Genomic DNA, 16,840 nt, shown 5'->3' with positions numbered 1-16,840 from the left:
TTCCCCTTTGTTTATCCCCGTTTCTGTGGTTGGTCAAGACTCTGATAGGTATGTGCGATGCGATTGAAGCCCTGGGCCGCGGTCGCCGCGGCCGTACCCCTCGCGGCGGGATGCGTCGCCGGCCCCGCGGCGGGCCCCGCCCGCGCGTCGAGCGGCACCTCGCAGAGCTCGTCGGCCGAGAGTCCGCCCGCCCGGGCCACGGCGTCACGTACGGCGCGGCCGCCCAAGGTCCCGCCGGGCACGACCGCGTCCTGGCTGGTGTTCGACCGGCAGCGCGGCAAGTTCGTCGCGACCCGGCACGCGCACCGCAAGTACCGCTCCGCCTCGGTCATCAAGATCCTGATCGCGATCGACTTCCTGGAGTCGCGCAGGACCGTCTCCGCGGCCGACGCCAGGCTGCTGAAGATCATGCTGAGGGAGAGCGACGACGACGCCGCCTCCACGTTCTGGGACCGGGGCGGCAAGGGCGCCATCGTCACCCGCATGGCGCGCAAACTCCGGCTGCCGGACACCACGCCGCCGCCCGCGTCCAAGCCCGGCTTCTGGGGTTACGCCACGCTGAGCGCGCACGACGTCGTGCGGACCTACCGCTACCTGCTCGACACCGCCTCGCCCCGGGTGCGCGACACGATCCTGGGCCACCTGCGCGCGGCGACGCCGTGCGGCAGCGACGGCTTCGACCAGGCCTTCGGCATCCCCGACGGGGTGCCCGGCCGCAAGGCGGTCAAGCAGGGCTGGTCCGGCTTCGGGCTGACGCCGCCGGTCAGGTGTGACGCCAGGACGCAGAGCGCGTCGATCTCCCTGGTCGCCTCGCGCGCCGCCGACGCGCGCGTGCCCGACTACGGCCGGCCGGTGCTCTACACGACCGGGCTCGTGGGCAAGGACGAGAGGTACGTGATGGCGGTGCTGACGGCGCACCCGGCGGGCAGCGCGTGGCGGGGCTCGGTGAACCGGATCACGAAGCTCACCGCGGGGCTCTATCGCAGCGTCACCTGAACGGCTGAAGGGCGGCCCCGTCGCGCTAGCCGACGTAGGCCGCGTACACCTTCTTCGGCACCACCATCCGCCACGCCTCCAGCACCAGCTCGCGCATCTCGTCCGGGTCGAGGACGGCCAGGCGCGCGACGACCCAGTTGAAGCGCAGATCGGACTCGGGGGGCAGGAGGAACTTGTCGGGCTCCGCGGCGACCAGCGCGGCCCGCTCCTCCTTCGGGAAGGCGAACCCCATCAGCGTCTCGTCGCGCGAGAACGCGACGTAGACGATGGAGCCCACGCGGAACTTGATCCGGTCTCTGATCAGGTGCTCCGATGACCGCGGGAAAGTCGCCGCGAGCCGCCGCACGTCCTCGACTGTGACCACGTGGTCAACGTTAGCGGTTGCCCTCCGCCGCGGAGATGTCGGCGAGCGCCGAGTCCGGGTCGCGCTCCATCGCGAGGTCGCCGATGCTGAGGATGCCGACCGCGCGGCCGTCCTCGAGCACCGGGAGGCGGCGTACGTGGTGCTGGCGCATGAGCTGGACGGCCTGGTCGATGCTGGTGTCCGGGCAGACGGCCTCGACGCCTGGCGAACAGGCCTCGCGCACGGGCGTGTCGGGGCCCTTGTCGTCGGCGACGCACCTGATCGTGATGTCGCGGTCGGTCACGATGCCGGCCATCCGGCCGTGGTCGTTGACGATGATCGCGCCGGTGTCGTTGTCGCGCATGAGCGCGGCGGCGACGCTGACCGGCTGGTCGCCGTCGACGGTCGCGGGGTGGCTGGTCATCACGTCTGCCACGGTTCTGGCCATGGTGTGTCTGCCCATGGTGTGTCTCCTCGATGGATTGCTTCCGGAGGAGCACCATCTACCCGATTTGCCGTCGCTCACGTGCCGGGTGGGTTGTTTGTCGGAATTTGCCCTGTGGCGAGGGACTGCTCGTACGCGGCCAGCACCTGCTTGCGGCGTTTGGCCGGGAGGCGGTCGATGTAGAGGTGGCCGTCGAGGTGGTCGGTCTCGTGCTGGAGGCAGCGCGCGAGCATGCCGGTGCCCTCGACCGTGACGGGCCGGCCCTCGGCGTCGGAGCCGTGCACCGTGGCCCGGTCGGACCGGGGGAGCGGGGCGTACTGGCCGGGGACCGACAGGCAGCCCTCCTCGCCCGCGTCGAGGCGCCGCTCGCCGACGCCCGGCAGCTTCAGCGCGGGGTTGACGACGACGCCCCGGTGGCGGACGCCGTCGTCGTCGGGGCAGTCGTAGACGAACACCCGCAGGGGCGCGCCGATCTGGTTGGCGGCCAGCCCCACGCCGTCGGCCGCGTACATGCTCGCGAACATGTCGTCGACCAGCGCCCGCAGCGCGTCGTCGAACCGGGTGACCGGCTCGCACGGCGCGTGCAGCACCGGGTCGCCCACGCGCACGATCGGCCGGACCTCTCCCATGGCGACCGCCCTTCCGTAGTCGTCCGGAACAGTGTACGGTCGAGCGCCACATATCCGAATAATGAGACATATTCTCTCGTATAGCGAGATGACTGGTAGCGTGCCGGACATCAGCCGAGACGAGGGAGTTTCGATGAAAGCCGTCTACACCCACGGCCACCACGAGTCCGTGCTGCGCTCCCACCGGTGGCGCACCGCCGGCAACTCGGCCGCCTACCTCCTGCCCCACCTCCGGCCCGAGGCGGTCCTGCTCGACGTCGGCAGCGGCCCCGGCACCATCACCGCCGACCTGGCCGCCAGGGTGGCGAGTGTGACCGCGACCGAGGTGAGCGAGGAGGCGCTGGAACTGGCCAGGGCCGAGGCGGCGGCCAGAGGCGCGGGCAACGTCGGCTTCGCCGTCGCCGACGTGCACGCGCTGCCCTTCCCCGGCGGATCGTACGACGTCGTGCACGCCCACCAGGTGCTCCAGCACGTCGGCGACCCCGTACAGGCGTTGCGCGAGATGCGGCGGGTGGCGCGGCCCGGCGGCGTCGTGGCCGCCCGCGACAGCGACTACGCGGCCTTCGCGTGGTATCCGCGCGTGCCCGCGCTCGACACCTGGATGGAGCTCTACCAGAAGGTGGCGCGCGGCAACGGCGGCGAGCCGGACGCCGGCCGCAGGCTGCTGTCATGGGCCCGCGCCGCCGGGTTCACCGACGTCACCGCCACCTCGTCCACCTGGTGCTTCGCCACCCCCGAGGACCGCGCCTGGTGGGGCGGCATGTGGGCCGACCGGATCCTGCGCTCCGCGATGGCCGAGCAGGCCCTGGCCACCGGCGCCGCCGCCGCGGAGGACCTGCGGCGCATCTCCGACGGCTGGCGCGCCTGGGCCGGGTCGGACGACGGCTGGATGTCGATCCTGCACGGCGAGATCGTCTGCCGCGCCTGACCGCCGCCGGTCAGAGCCCGAGCGTGCGCGCCCGCTGCCACTGGGGGTCGCGGAACAGCACCACGTCGGTGCCGTCGATCAGCTCGTCCGGCGCCGACACCATGGTGATCTCGCCCGCCGACTGCATCTCCAGCAGCAGGTCGCGCACCCGCGGCCCCACCGGCAGGCGGCCCGGCGGCAGCCCGAACCCGTCGCGCACCGCGTCGGCGACCTCCGACAGCCGGAACGGCCCGTCGAAGGCGTCCACCACCGAGCGCACCACCGCGGGCGTCACCAGCCGCTCCGCCTCGGCGTGCGCGAGCTGCCAGTTGATCTGCTCGCGCCGCCGCCCGGTGCCGGCGCAGGAGGTGCAGGGACGCGTCAGTCCGGGCGTGGGCTCCTCCTCGGCCGAGCCCAGGCAGACCGAGCACTGTTGGTGCTCGGCGGCGTGCGCCTCGGCCGCCATCCGCCCGCCCAGCTGGGCCCCGCAGTCGCAGCCGTAGGTGTCGCCGAGGATCGTCCCGGTCTGGCGGGTGATCGTATGCTTCGTCATCGTCGCCGACTCTACCCCCGGCCCCTCACCCGCGGGCCGCGGCGAGCCCGTGCAGGCGGCGCAGCGCCTTGCGGGCGGCGGCGGCCACCCCCGCGTCCGGGTGGTAGTCGATGAACACCCGCAGCACGGGCTCGGTGGCCGGGTGGTCGCAGAGCGCCAGCAGCGTGATCGTGCTCGCCTGCTCGTCCGTCTCCATGCCGGCCGCCACCGACTCGACCACCTCGGACGGCTCGCCGCCGAACTCCAGCAGCGCCGCCGCCATGTCCACCAGCACCCAGCCGATCTCCTCGGTGGCCGGCTGCCGGTCGTCGCGGCTCAGCCTGGCGGCGATCACCGCGCCCACCTTGGGCTCGATCACCAGGTCGTCCAGCGCCCGGCGGCCCTCGTCGCCCAGCTGGAAGCCGAGCAGCTCGATGCCGATCGCCCGGCTGAGCGGGCTCACCGCCGGCAGCACGCCCGCGATCTCCCTGGCCGCCCCCGCCGCGTCACGGCGGGCCAGCCAGCCGGCCAGCTCCTCGTCGCGGTCCGCCTCCGGGTACGAGCGCAGGCCCAGCAGCAGCCCCGCCCCGTCGCGCTCCGCGAGCGAGCCCATGACGGGCACCTCCTGCCCGGTCAGCTCCCCGATCAGCCTCCGGCCCATCCACAGCCCGACCGGCGTCGCCTCGTACGGGTTCGCGCCCTTCACCAGGCCGAAGGCCACCAGCTCGGCGGGAGGGTCGCCGGCGGCGGGCTCGCGCGCCACGAACAGGCGCACCACCTCCAGCAGCAGGCCCTCGTCGAGCCGGTCCCTGCACACCTCGCCCCAGGCCTCCAGCACGTCCTCCTGGCCGTCGAGGAACTCGGCCGCCAGCGGCGCCGCGCGCACGGCGGCGACCAGCTCGTCCTGAGGCGGCAGGCGGACGGGCGGCTGGAGCGGGAAAACGTCTTCGTAGGCGGGCATTCCCCTATCCTGTCGGACCTTTCTGACAAGTGCGATATGGTCCTCCTACCCCGTAAGACCGGAAGAAAGGAGGCGCTGAGATGTCCCGCTCCTTCCGGACGCTCACCGCGTCCGATCCCGCTCTTCGGAGGATCCGTGCTTTTCCGTCCCACGGCCGCGCCTGATCTCGGCCGCCTGCTCGACTGCGCCGTCGACGAGCCCGTCAGCTGGGCCCATCCCGAACGGCTGCGTTCCTTCCTCGCCGACGGCCACTACCACCACGACCGGATCTGGGTGGCCGAACAGGACGGCGAGATTCTCGCCCGCGCCGTCTGGTGGGGCTTCCCCGGCGCCGGGCCGCTCGCGCTCGACTGCCTCCACGTCCACCCTTCGGTCACCGACCGCGTCGCGCTCGCGGCCGAGCTGCTGCGCCACGCCCATGACGCGTTCGGCGAACGTCCCGCGTACCACGTGTTCCTGCCGGTCGGCTGGCGCGGCAACGACGCCGTCACCGCCGCCGTCGGCTGGCGGCAGGAGGCCTGCCGCCGCGCCGGTCTGACCGACGAGCTGGAACGGCTCCGGTACGCGTGGACGCCGGACCGGCCGCTGCCGGAGGCGTCCGGCAGGCTCGTCTTCCGGGAGGAGCCCGACGACGAGACGTTCGTCGCCGCCTTCGCGGCCGCGTCGGCCGGCAGCCTCGACCACCACACCCGGCAGGCGCTGCTCGTCAAGGACGCCGAGGCCCAAGCTAGAGAGGATCTGGCCGACTACCTGGCGATGCCGGGCGACCGGTCGTGGTGGCGGCTGGCCCACACCCGCTCCGGCGAGCTCGCCGGGTTCGCGCTGCCGTCCGCCAACGCCTCCGGGCCGGTGGTCGGCTACCTGGGCGTGCTGCCCGAGCACCGCGGCCACGGCTACGCCGGCGACCTGCTCGCCGAGATCACCCGCAGCCACGCCGGGCGCGGCGCGGACCGGGTCGTCGCCGACACCGACACGGGCAACGTGCCGATGGCGCGGGCGTTCGAGCGGGCCGGGTACGAGCTGTTCGCCGTCAGGCTCGTGCTCTCCGCGAATCCCGTGAACGCGTGATGCGCGCGGGCCGCCCGCTCCGGCACGGTTGAGCCATGTGGCACATCGATGATCTCGACCTGGACGCGTACCTCGACCGGATCGGCCACGGCGGCCCGCGCACCCCGTCCGCCGCGACGCTGCGCGCGGTCCACCGCGCGCACGTCACCGCCATCCCGTTCGAGAACCTGGACGTGGTGCTCGGCAGGGGCATCCCGCTCGACCCGAAGTCCCTGCAGGACAAGATGGTGACCGGGGGCCGCGGCGGCTACTGCCACGAGCACAACCTGCTGTTCGCGGCCGCCCTGGAACGCCTCGGGTTCCCGGTGACGCGGCTGCTGGCCCGCATCCGCCTCGGCGGCCGCTCCCACCTGCCGCGCTCGCACGCCATGCTGCTGGTGACCGCGGACGGGCGGCGGTGGCTGGCCGACGTGGGGTTCGGCGGCGACGGGCTGGTGGAGCCGATGCCGTTCGCCGAGGAGGCGACCGCCTCGGCGGGCCACTGGCGATGGCGCCTGACCCGGGACGGCGACCTCTGGATCCTGCACGCGGGGGAGGAGCAGCTGTACGGGTTCCGCACGGACGAACCCCACTACCCGAGCGACTTCGAGGTCGCCAACCACTACGTGGCCACCCACCCCCGCTCCCCGTTCGTCTCCCACGTGCTGGCCCAGCGCACGGCGATCGGCGAGCGCGTACGGATCGAGCACCTGGGGGCGCGGACGGCGGGGAGCCTGCGGGACGGCCTGCGCGACCGCATCGGCATCACGATCTCCGAAGCGGACGCCGCGGCGCTGCTGCCCTTGATCCATCCCGAGGGCCGTCCGGACTGAGGCCTTCGCCCGGCATCCCTTCGCTGTCCGAGCACGGGCCATAGAGGTTTCCGGCCGGGGGGGCGGGGACGCCCCGCCGGTCTGGGCGCGGGTCAGAGAGGCCTCCGGCGCGGGGCCGCCTTCGCTGTCGGGGCACGGGTCAGCGAGGTTTCCGGCCGGGGCGCGGGCCCCGTCGGGCTGGGCGGGGGTCAGGTGAGGCCCTCGCTGATCAGGGCGTGCCGGGCCAGCTCGACCCGGCTGCTGACGCCCAGCTTGGCGAAGGCGTGCCGGAGGTGGCTGTCGACGGTGTGCGGGGACACGAACAACTCGGCGGCCACCTCCCGGTTCGTCAACCCCCGGGCGACCAGCCGTGCCACCCGCAGCTCGGACGGGGTCAGCGCGGCCCACCCGGTCGGCGGGCGCCCGGCGGCGTCCCTCCTGACGCCGCACGCCGCGTACACCTCCAGCGCCTCGTCCCTTCGCCCGGCCTCCTCCAGCGCCGCGGCCAGCCCTAGCGGTCGCGGCGCCGCCCGGTACAGCTCGACGGCCTCGGCCAGCCGCCCCTCCGCATGCGCGGCCGCCGCCCGTAACGACACCACCTCCGGGTTGCGCGCGGCCAGCGCCCGGATGCCCGCGACCACCCCCGGCTCCCCACGCAGCCGCGCCGCCGCCCACGGCTCCTGCAACAACAGGTACGCGAGCGCACTCCCCTCCTCACCCAGCCACCCCAGCCCCGGCGCGTCACGACCCCGACCCTGACGGTCCGACGTCCCAAGGGCCCGCCGATCGCGGTGGGCCAGTGTTCCCCGGGCTGCCTGATCGCGGTCGGTTGGTGTTCCTCGGGCTGCCTGATCGCGGTTGAGCGGTGATTCGGGGGTGGCCTGTTCGCGGTCGGTTGGTGTTCCGTGGGTGGGTTGATCGGGGTGGGTTGGTGTTCCGCAGGTGGGTTGATCGGGGCGGGTTGGTGTTCCGTGAGTGGGTTGATCGCGGTGGGTCGGCGTTCCGCCAGCCCGCTGATCGCGGTCGGCCGGCCCCGCGCCTCTCTTCGTCCGCCTGCCCGTCGTCCCGTGCCCGTAGAGCGACCGTTCGAAGAGTGCCGTACGGAAGCGCAGTTCGTCGTGGACCAGGCCGGGGCCGCTTCCCGCCAGCTCGGCCCCCTGGCGGAAGTGGCGGCGGGCGGCCTCCGAGTCGCCGCGCAGCGCAGCCACATGGCCTCGCACCGCCAGCAGCGCCGGTGCGAGGGCCATCGCCGACAGCTCGGCGGTGACCCGCAGTCCGGCCTCCGCCTCCGCCTCCGCGTCGTCCAACCGGCCCCACGCCAGCAGCAGATCCGCCCTGAACCGGTGACGCAACGGCAGCGACCAGGCCGTGCCCGCCGCGCCCGACTCCCGCGCGACCGCCGCGTACACCGCGTCCGCCTCCTCGAACCGGTCCAGCACCGTCAAGGCCGCGCCCAGCCAGAGCCGTGGATGCCGGTGCGCCACCTCACCCCCAGCCGCGTCCGCGATCCGTACCGCCTGCTCGGCATGCTCCAGCGCCACCCGAGGCTCGCCCCGGAACAGCGCCACGGTCGAACGCGCCTGCAACGCCACCACCTGCCCGAACGGCTCCCCACTGGCCACCGCTCCCGCCGCCGCCGCGTCGGCCTCGTCGATCCGTCCGGTCATCATCAGCGCGTGCGCCCGTACCGCGAGCAGCCGCGCCCGCGCCTCCACCGGCACCCCGGCCCGCGCCAGCGCCCGCCCCGTCCGCTCCACCACACCCGCGTCGTCACCGGCATGCTTGAGCGCCTCCGCCAGCCCGAGACAGATCGCCGCCTCCTCCCCGGCACTCAGCCGCCCGCCCAGCGCATCCGCCGATGCCGTCACCGCCTGCGCGCCCGGTTCTTCGGGTGTGTCCAGCCGTCCGGCTTCCGTGTGCCCGCTCGGCGCGTCCAACGGTGCCGTCGCCGTCCTCGCGCCCGGTTCTTCGGGTGTGTCCAGCCGTGCGGCTTTCGTGTGCCCGCTCGGGGCGTCCGCCGATGCCGTCGCCGTCCTCGCGCTCGGCTCTCTGGGCGTGTGCCGCCGGGGGGTGGGGCCGTCCATCGGGTCGTTCTCATCACCTGGGAGAGCCGGGGTGTCAGGCGACCGGGGACGGGCGTACGGTCTCGTGGAGCAGTCGTCGGCGAGGGCGCGGGCATCGGCGAGGCGGCCCGCCGAGGCGAGGAGGCGTACGGCGTCCGCGACCAGCGCCGGATCCCAGCTGTCCGAGAGGTCGAGGGCTCGCGTCATCAGGTCGGCGGCGGCCGACGGGGCGGTGGCCCTGAGGCCGGCCGCCGCCGCACGCAGCTCCGCGACGGCTGCGGCGTCTCCCCGGCGGGCGCCGTGCCGCAGGTGCTCGGCCAGCTCCGCCGGGGGCCTGCCCTCGGCCCTGAGCACGGCGGCCGCCTCCCGGTGCCACGCGCTCCTGACCGCCTCCGGCAGCCCTCCGTACACCGCCTCCCTGATCAGGTCGTGCCGGAACGCCAGCCGCCCGCCCTCGTCCACCAGCACCCCGGCCCTGACCGCCTCCTCCACCGCCGCGACCGCCCCGGCCACCGGCGCGCCGAGCACTCCTGCCGCCTCGTGCACCGAGAACGGCCGCCGCAGCACCGCCGCGACCCCCAGCAGCCGCCGCGTCCCCGCCGCGAGCGGCAGCAGCCGCCGCTCCACCGCCTCAGGGAAGCCGCCGTCCATCCTGACCCGGCCGTCCTCACGCGCCGCCGACAGCGCCTCCTCCAGCAGGAACGGATTGCCGCCGCTCGCCCGTACCAGCTCCAGAACCGGTCGCGACGGCGGCGATCCCAGCAGGTGGCCGCTCAGCTCCGCCGCCTCCTCCTGGCTGAGCGGCGGCAGAGGCACCCGCACCGCCTCCAGCCGGTCCAGCGACTCCTGCTCGGGCAGCGGCCGCCGGGCCAGCAGCCACACCACCGGCGACCCGCCCGGCACCAGCCGCCGCAGCGCCAGCAGGCTCAGCTCGTCGGCCCACTGCACATCGTCCAGCACCACGAGCAACGGCCTTGCGAACCGCTCCAGCGCGTCCCCGATCATCTCCACCCGATCCACGGGATAGCCGATGGAGTCCGAATCGGCGGCCCGCCGGACGTCGTCGCGGGTGATCGTGAGGGGATGGGGCTGGTCGAGGGGGTGGCCGGTGGGGTCCGTCTCGGCGGCCTGCCGGACGTGGTCGCGGGTGGTTCTGGAGGGGTGGGGCCGGTCGGTGGGATCTGTCTCGGTGGTCGGCTGGAGGTGGTCGGGGGTGATTGTGGAGGGGTGGGGCCGGTCGGTGGGGTTTGTCTCGGCGGGCTGCCGGACATCGGCACTACCGGTGACGTCGATCGGCACGACTCCGGCCAGTGCCGAGCGCAGTGTCGACAAGGGGGCCACCCGGTCCAGCTCGGTGGCCCGTCCGGCGGCCACCGTCAGGCCGCGCGCTCGGCCGAGGCGGGCGGCCTCCGCGAGCAGCCGGGTCTTGCCGATCCCCGCCGGCCCCTCCACCAGCACACATCCCGCACCCTCGGCCAGCACGCCGCTGATCGCCGCGAGCGCCTCCCGCCTGCCGACGAACGTCATGGCACCGATTCTGCGCTACCCCAGGCGGATCCGGACCACGAGGTCGTGCAGGGCGGCGTGCGCGGAGGCGGTGCCGGGCAGCGCCGAGCCGTCCCCGGCCCGCTCCAGCTCCGCGGTCATCCTCGCCACGTCCGCGGCGGCCGAGGCGATCACGGGCGCGGCGCCGTGCTCGGCCTCCCGCTTGGCGGCCACCAGCTCGGGCAGGTACGCGGGTCCGTACTCATACAGCTGCGTCAGGTCGGCCCGCAGCTCGCCCGACCGCATCAGGTGGATCCCGGTGGCCAGCACCCGGAACGTGTACAGCAGCGGCTTCAGCTCGCCCGTCTTCCCGAACAGCCGCCACTGCGTCCGCGCGAACCCCAGGTAGTGGTGGGCGTGATGGCGCGTCAGGCACGCGGGCGCCAGCGCCACCAGCTCCTCGTGCACCGGCGACGACGCCACCACCAGCGGCGACAGGAGCTGCTCCAGCACGTAGCCGTTGCGGCTCAGCAGCAGCCGGCAGAACTTGGCCAGGTCGTGGGTCACCAGGTCCACCTCGACGCCGTCCCGCGTCCACGTCGCGTCGAGCGTCTCCGGCCCGGTGACCAGCCCGACGACCTCCCGGGCGGGCAGCACGTGCACGCCGCGCAGGTCCACGTCCGAGTCCGCCGACGGGAACCCGTACAGATGGGCCCCGCTCACGGTGGCGAATACCAGCGGGTACGGCTGCTCACCCGGGATCTCCGGCAACCAGGCGGGCAGGTTCACAGGTTCTGTCTCCGCACGCCGATCAGGAACTCCTCGACCGCGTCACGGTCCGGCCGGTCCGGCAGCACCGAATCGGCCGCCGCCAGCTCGGCGACCAGCCGCGCGCGCCAGGCGTCCACCTCCGCCCACGGCACCTCGCCCCGCTTGACCGCCAGCAGGCGCTCGCGGTCGTCGCCCATCCGGACGCGCGGCTCGCCGTGCCGGACCAGATGGAGGCCGCTCAGCAGCAGCCTGATCATGTGCATGGCCTGCTTCCACTTCGGCGCCTCCGGGTCCAGCCGGCGGAACTGCGCGTCCGCGTACCCGGCGAACGTCTCCTGGGCGCGACCGGACAGGAACGCGCCCCGCAGGTCGAGCAGCCGCCGCCCGGCAGGCGTGACCACCTCGACCAGCGGCGACCACAGGCACTCCAGCACCGTCGGGTTCGCCTGCAGCGCCAGCACGCAGAACCGCTCGACCTCCCACGAGAACTGCTCGGGCAGCGGCCCGTCGCGGTGCGTCGGCGGTTTGTCCAGCCGCCAGAACGCCTCGGTCGGCGCCACGAACACGCCACGCCGGTCGACGTCGGACGCCTCGGTCTCCAGCCCGTACGCGCGCGAACCGGTCACCACGGACAGGATCAGATCATCGCCCAGATCGACGCCGTCCATTGACCGTGTACCTCCTGTGGTCCACCCCGAATCCCCCCAATTTAGGGCTTTGTTGCCGGATCCGGGTTGATGATCGTCGATTGCTGACACAGTCTTGAGTCGTGGGAAGTGCTCCGGAAATGCGTAGTTACGAGTCCGTCTACCGGCAGAGCATCGAGGCGCCGGAGGAGTTCTGGCGCGAGGCGGCGCGGGGCGTCGACTGGGACGTGGAGCCCGAGCGGGCCCACGACGGCGGGCGGTGGTTCCCCGGAGGGCGGCTCAACACCTGCCACAACGCCGTCGACCGGCACGTCGCGGCGGGCCGGGGCGACCAGGACGCGCTGATCTACGACAGCCCCGTCACCGGGTCCGCGCGCCGCTACACCTACCGGGAGCTGCTCGACCTGGTGTCCCGCACCGCGGGGATGCTCCGCGGGCTCGGCGTCGGGACCGGCGACACCGTGGTCATCTACATGCCGATGGTGCCCGAGGCCGTGGTCGCGATGCTCGCCTGCGCCAGGCTCGGGGCGGTGCACTCGGTGGTGTTCGGCGGGTTCGCGGCCAGCGAGCTGGCCGTCCGCATCGACCACGCCAGGCCCAAGGTGGTGCTGTCGGCGTCGTGCGGGATCGAGCCGTCCCGGCTGGTGGAGTACAAGCCGCTGCTGGACGCCGCGCTGGAGCGGGCGTCGCACCGGCCCGCCCACTGCGTGATCCTGCAGCGCGAGCAGCACCCCGCCGACCTCACCGAGGGCCGCGACCTCGACTGGGAGAGCGCCGTGCGCGACGCGGAACCCGCCGGATGCGTCAGCGTGGCCGCCACCGACCCGCTCTACATCCTCTACACTTCCGGCACCACCGGCGCCCCTAAGGGCGTGGTCCGCGACAACGGCGGCCACGCGGTCGCGCTCCACTGGAGCATGGCCAACGTGTACGGCGCCGCGCCCGGCGAGGTCTACTGGGCCGCCTCCGACGTCGGCTGGGTCGTCGGCCACTCCTACATCGTCTACGCCCCGCTGCTCGCCGGCTGCACGACCGTCCTGTACGAGGGCAAGCCCGTCGGCACGCCCGACCCGGGCGCGTTCTGGCGGGTGGTGTCGACGTACGGGGTGCGCACGCTGTTCACGGCGCCCACCGCGTTCCGCGCGATCAAAAAGGAAGACCCGTCCGGCAGTTTCGCCAAAAAGTGGGATCTGTCCAGCCTGCGTTACCTCTTCCTCGCCGGCGAACGGCTCGACCCCGACACCTACCACTGGGCCTCGGCCCTGCTCGGCATCCCGGTCATCGACCACTGGTGGCAGACCGAGACCGGCTGGCCGATGGCCGCCAACTGCGTCGGCATCGAGGAACTGCCGGTCAAGCCGGGTTCGCCCACCAAGCCCGTCCCCGGCTGGGACATGCGCATCCTCGACGACGACGGGAACGAGTGCCCGCCCGGCGTCGAGGGCGCCGTCACGGTCCGGCTGCCGCTGCCCCCCGGCTGCCTGCCGACCCTCTACCGCGACGACGACCGCTTCACCGAGGCCTACCTGTCGCGCTACCCCGGCCACTACCTGACCGGCGACGGCGGCCGCATCGACGAGGACGGCTACCTGTTCGTCATGGGCCGCATCGACGACGTCATCAACGTGGCCGGGCACCGGCTGTCCACCGGGGCCATAGAGGAGGTGCTCGCGGACCACCCGGACGTCGCCGAGTCCGCGGTCATCGGCGTGACCGACGAGCTGAAGGGGCAGCTCCCGGTCGGGCTCGTGGTGCTCAAGGCGGGCGTGGAACGCGACCCCGCCGACGTCGAGCGCGAGCTGACCGCCCTGGTCCGCGAGCGGATCGGTCCCGTCGCGGCCTTCCGCAGGGCCGTCGTCGTGAGCCGGCTGCCGAAGACCCGCTCCGGCAAGATCCTGCGCGGCACCATGCGCGACATCGCCGCCGGGACCCCCTACCGCGTGCCGTCCACCATCGAGGACCCCGCCGCCCTCACGGAGATCACCGACGCGCTCAAGGGCTGAGCATCCGACAACCCTACAAAGCCGGACCAACGGCGTCATGATGGGAGCTCTCACGCTCTTCGGAGACGCCGATGACGGACATCCTGAGCTACGCGGGCGCGCTGGACATCCTCGGCTGTGAGCGGCCCCGGCTGGCCAAGGCCGTCGAGCGGGCCGCGGCCGTGCCTCCGACCGGCTGGGGCGGCGCCGCCGTGCCCGCCGCGGGCCTGGTGGAGCTGCGCGGCGAGATCGTCCGCTACACCGAGGACACGGTGCGCGGGGTCGCCGCCCGGCGCGGCGGCGACACCCGGTTCGTCAGGACCCGGCGGCTGGCCGCGGCCCACGCCGTGATCGTGGCCTCCGCGTACTTCGAGGCCCTGGGCGAGGAGTCGAGGCCCCCGGTCACCCTGGAGCGACTGGACCACACCCGCCACCCGGAGGCGGCCGAGCGGTACGCCGCCCTCGTCAGGAGCCTGCTCGCCACCGGGCTGCCGACGCCCGAGCCGCATCGCCCGTACGAGGAGACCCGGCGGGCCGTGCGGCTGGTCCACCGGCGGATGTCGGAGGCGCTCCTGTCGTACGCGCGCGGCCTGCCTGTGTGGGGCGAGCTGCCGGCGGGCGACCGGGCCCGGCTGCCGGCGCTGTTCGCCGACGGCCCGGAGGCGCACGCGCTGCGCGTCTACGACGAGGACTACCGGCTGCTCGCCCTGGACCGCCCCGAGTTCGGCAGGTGGAGCCTGGCCGCCGAGCAGCCGCCGCCGGGCGCCGGGCTGTCGCGGGTGGCGCGGCTGCTGGCGGAGCTGGCCCCGCCGCGCACCGGCGACCGGCCCGTCATCCACCTGGTGCGGCTGGCCGCCGGCGCGCTCGACCAGCCGCTGATGGCCGGCCGCGAGCCGCCGGATGACGTGACGCTGCCGCTGCTCGGCGAGGGCTACATCACCCCGCGCTGCCGGGTCGCTGAGCTGGCGGGGACCGCCGCCGAGCCGCCCAGGCCGGCCGCCAGGAGCTGGTGGGCCGGGCAGCGGGCGCTGCCCGACACCGAGGCGTTCCTGGTCGGCCATCTCACCTCGCTGGGCGCCACCCAGGCGCCGCTGGTCGTGCTGGGCGAGCCGGGCGCGGGCAAGTCCACGCTGGTGGAGGTGCTGGCCGCGCGGCTGGCCGGGTCGGAGTTCCTGCCGATCCGGGTGCGGCTGCACGACGTGGTGGCGGAGTCCACCGTGCTGTCCCAGATCGACCAGGGGCTGCGTACCTCGCTCGGCGAGGACGTGCGCTTCGAGGAGCTGGTCGAGGCGGGGCAGGGGGCCCTGCCGGTGGTGCTGCTCGACGGGTTCGACGAGCTGGTCCAGGCCGCCGGCGAGGGCCGCCACGACTACCTGGAGCAGATCCAGGAGTTCCAGGCCAGGCAGTACCGCGTCGGCCGGCCCGTCGCCGTCGTCGTCACCGGTCGCACCGTCGTGGCCGACCGGGTGCGCTTCCCCGACGGCCTGGTCGTGCTGCAGCTGCGCCCGTTCGAGGAAGACCAGGTGCGGCGCTGGCTCGACATCTGGGACCAGGCCAACCGGGCGGTGCTCGCCCGCCGTGACCGCGCACCGCTGTCCGCCGGCGACGCGCTGGCCCACCCCGAGCTCGCCACGCAGCCGCTGCTCCTGCTGCTGCTCGCCCTGCACGACGCCACGGGGGACGGCGTGCGCGGCGCGGGCCCCATCGGCCGGGCCCAGCTGTACGAGGCGCTGATCCGCGGCTTCGCCCGCCGCGAGGTCGCCAGGGACGCCTCCGCCATCGGGCTGCCGCCGCCCCGGCTGCGCGCCCTCGTCGACCGGGAGCTGGTACGGCTCGGGGCGGTCGCGCTGTCGATGTTCGCCCGCGGCCGGCCGGTCGCCGCGGCGGCCGCGCTCGACGCCGACCTGGCGGCGCTGTGCGGGCCGGGCAGCGGGGCGGACCGGGCCACCAGGCGGTTCTTCTTCGCGCGCCGTACGTCCGCGCGCCGTACGGGGAACGGGACAGACGGCTACGAGTTCGCGCACGCCACGTTCGGCGAGTTCCTCGTCGGCTGGCTGGCCGTGTTCGCGGTGCGCGAGCTGGTCAGGAGACACGACCTGACCGGCGGCGAGCTGGCCGCCGCGCCCGCCCAGGACCTGGACGACGACCTGCTGTACGCGGTCACCTCGTTCTCCTGCCTGGCCGAGCGCGGGCCGATCGTGGGCTTCGCCGTCGAGCTGCTCGCCGGGCTGCCCGCGCGGGAGCGCGAGCGGGCCGTGGAACTGCTCGGCGTGCTGCTGCGCGAGTCGCTGTACGAGCGGCGGCGGCGCTCCTTCACCGCGTTCGAGCCGGTGCGGCGGCCGGTCACGCGGCGGCTGGCCGCCTACTCCGCCAACCTCACCCTGCTCATCGTGGCCGCGTCCGCGGCGCCCGTACGGGTGTCGGAGCTGTTCGGCGGCCCCGACCCGCTGGCGCGGTGGACCTCGCACGCCCACCTGTGGCGCAGCCAGCTCGGCGACGGCGGCTGGAGCGGGCTGCTGGCCGCCATGCCCGCGCTGCGGGTCTCCGAGCACGGCGAGCGCGACATCCTGCTCGGCGGGCCGGCCGAACCGCCGGGCGGCGACGGGCTCGGCTGGTGGTTCGGTCACGGCCTCGGGCGGCGGGCCACCGTGCTGCGCCACCGGATCAGGGTGTTCGCCGAGCGCGCGTACCTGCTCAACCCCGACACCGACCTGCTGGCCGACCTGCTCGACGAGGGCGCCGACCCGCCGCTCCTGCTGCGCCCGCGGGGCCGGGTGGCCAGCCTGCCCCGGCTGCTGCGGGACCTGCTGACCGGCGAGCCCCTGAACCCCGACGACCGGCTCGCCCGCTACCTCGACGCGATCACCGCCGCCACCGCACCCGGCCTGCCGCCCGACGCCCGCCTGCTCGCGCTCATCGCGCACGCGGTCACGATCGACGGCGCCCGGCTGCCGTTCGCGGGCCGCGGCCGCATCGTCAGCGAGCTGCTGCACGCCGGCGCCGACCACGCGCTGCTGCGGCCGCTCGTGGAAGCCATGATCGCCGAACGGTTCGAGAGCTGGGAGAGCCTCGTCGAGGCGGGCATCCCCGAGGACGTGCTCCGCAAGATCCACAGCCCATGACCGGCTCGCCCGGACTTTGCGGGATAAATGCCGACATAGCTTGATCAAGTACCGCTAGGGTATCCGCCGACCGCTGAACCGCGGTTCCGCGCCGGGAT

14 protein-coding genes are annotated in these 16,840 nt (G+C 74.1%); 6 read left to right on the top strand and 8 right to left on the bottom strand.

Going from position 1 to position 16,840, the window contains the following annotated elements; translation table 11 throughout:
• The first annotated feature begins 57 nt into the window (after positions 1-57).
• Positions 58-996, top strand: coding sequence for a hypothetical protein (locus FR742_RS18110; RefSeq protein ID WP_187281198.1), 939 nt, complete (start codon positions 58-60; stop codon positions 994-996).
• A 25-nt stretch (positions 997-1,021) separates the two neighbouring features.
• Here the strand turns inward: FR742_RS18110 and FR742_RS18105 are convergent, their stop codons facing one another.
• From FR742_RS18105 to def, 3 genes are read right to left on the bottom strand one after another with little or no spacing between them, the layout of a single operon-like run.
• Positions 1,022-1,360: an MmcQ/YjbR family DNA-binding protein gene (locus FR742_RS18105; RefSeq protein ID WP_148032030.1), complete on the bottom strand. Its 339-nt coding sequence runs from the start codon at positions 1,358-1,360 to the stop codon at positions 1,022-1,024.
• A gap of 10 nt (positions 1,361-1,370) precedes the next feature.
• Complete coding sequence (locus FR742_RS18100; protein ID WP_261808598.1) at positions 1,371-1,802, bottom strand: CBS domain-containing protein; 432 nt, start codon at positions 1,800-1,802, stop codon at positions 1,371-1,373.
• A 59-nt stretch (positions 1,803-1,861) separates the two neighbouring features.
• A complete protein-coding gene (def, locus tag FR742_RS18095; protein WP_148032029.1) occupies positions 1,862-2,413 on the bottom strand; it encodes a peptide deformylase in 552 nt (183 codons plus the stop codon).
• A 133-nt stretch (positions 2,414-2,546) separates the two neighbouring features.
• Between def and FR742_RS18090 the strand changes: the two genes are divergently transcribed.
• A complete protein-coding gene (locus tag FR742_RS18090) occupies positions 2,547-3,341 on the top strand; it encodes a class I SAM-dependent methyltransferase (RefSeq protein WP_148032028.1) in 795 nt (264 codons plus the stop codon).
• A gap of 10 nt (positions 3,342-3,351) precedes the next feature.
• On the opposite strand, the gene FR742_RS18085 is transcribed toward FR742_RS18090, so the two are convergent.
• Positions 3,352-3,873, bottom strand: a complete 522-nt coding sequence (locus tag FR742_RS18085; RefSeq protein WP_148032027.1) for a hypothetical protein — start codon at positions 3,871-3,873, stop codon at positions 3,352-3,354.
• 25 nt (positions 3,874-3,898) lie between these two features.
• The gene (locus tag FR742_RS18080) at positions 3,899-4,813 is read right to left on the bottom strand and encodes a hypothetical protein (RefSeq protein WP_148032026.1); all 915 of its coding nucleotides are present in this window, start codon (positions 4,811-4,813) and stop codon (positions 3,899-3,901) included.
• A 135-nt stretch (positions 4,814-4,948) separates the two neighbouring features.
• Here FR742_RS18080 and FR742_RS18075 point away from each other — a divergent pair, with 135 nt between their 5' ends.
• The gene (locus FR742_RS18075) at positions 4,949-5,881 is read left to right on the top strand and encodes a GNAT family N-acetyltransferase (protein WP_148032025.1); all 933 of its coding nucleotides are present in this window, start codon (positions 4,949-4,951) and stop codon (positions 5,879-5,881) included.
• Between the two features lie 35 nt (positions 5,882-5,916).
• The gene (locus FR742_RS18070) at positions 5,917-6,693 is read left to right on the top strand and encodes an arylamine N-acetyltransferase (protein WP_148032024.1); all 777 of its coding nucleotides are present in this window, start codon (positions 5,917-5,919) and stop codon (positions 6,691-6,693) included.
• Between the two features lie 188 nt (positions 6,694-6,881).
• On the opposite strand, the gene FR742_RS18065 is transcribed toward FR742_RS18070, so the two are convergent.
• The 3 genes from FR742_RS18065 to FR742_RS18055 are packed head-to-tail and all read right to left on the bottom strand — an operon-like array spanning position 6,882 to position 11,659.
• The gene (locus FR742_RS18065) at positions 6,882-10,262 is read right to left on the bottom strand and encodes a LuxR C-terminal-related transcriptional regulator (protein ID WP_148032023.1); all 3,381 of its coding nucleotides are present in this window, start codon (positions 10,260-10,262) and stop codon (positions 6,882-6,884) included.
• Between the two features lie 15 nt (positions 10,263-10,277).
• Positions 10,278-11,009 carry a DNA polymerase beta superfamily protein gene (locus tag FR742_RS18060; RefSeq protein WP_148032022.1) on the bottom strand — a complete coding sequence of 244 codons (732 nt, stop codon included), beginning with the start codon at positions 11,007-11,009 and terminating at the stop codon, positions 10,278-10,280.
• Positions 11,006-11,659 carry a DNA polymerase beta superfamily protein gene (locus FR742_RS18055; RefSeq protein ID WP_148032021.1) on the bottom strand — a complete coding sequence of 218 codons (654 nt, stop codon included), beginning with the start codon at positions 11,657-11,659 and terminating at the stop codon, positions 11,006-11,008. Before FR742_RS18055 ends, FR742_RS18060 begins: the two co-directional genes overlap by 4 nt.
• Positions 11,660-11,778: 119 nt before the next feature.
• Between FR742_RS18055 and FR742_RS18050 the strand changes: the two genes are divergently transcribed.
• On the top strand, positions 11,779-13,641 hold the full coding sequence (locus tag FR742_RS18050; protein WP_148032020.1) for a propionyl-CoA synthetase: 1,863 nt from the start codon (positions 11,779-11,781) through the stop codon (positions 13,639-13,641).
• A 71-nt stretch (positions 13,642-13,712) separates the two neighbouring features.
• Complete coding sequence (locus FR742_RS44615; protein ID WP_187281197.1) at positions 13,713-16,742, top strand: NACHT domain-containing NTPase; 3,030 nt, start codon at positions 13,713-13,715, stop codon at positions 16,740-16,742.
• Positions 16,743-16,840 lie beyond the last annotated feature (98 nt).

It is taken from the genome of Nonomuraea sp. C10 (assembly GCF_008017515.1).
Lineage (GTDB): Bacteria > Actinomycetota > Actinomycetes > Streptosporangiales > Streptosporangiaceae > Nonomuraea > Nonomuraea ferruginea.
The sequence above is the reverse complement of the archived record's forward strand: the minus strand, read 5'-3'. Positions and strand labels throughout refer to the sequence as shown.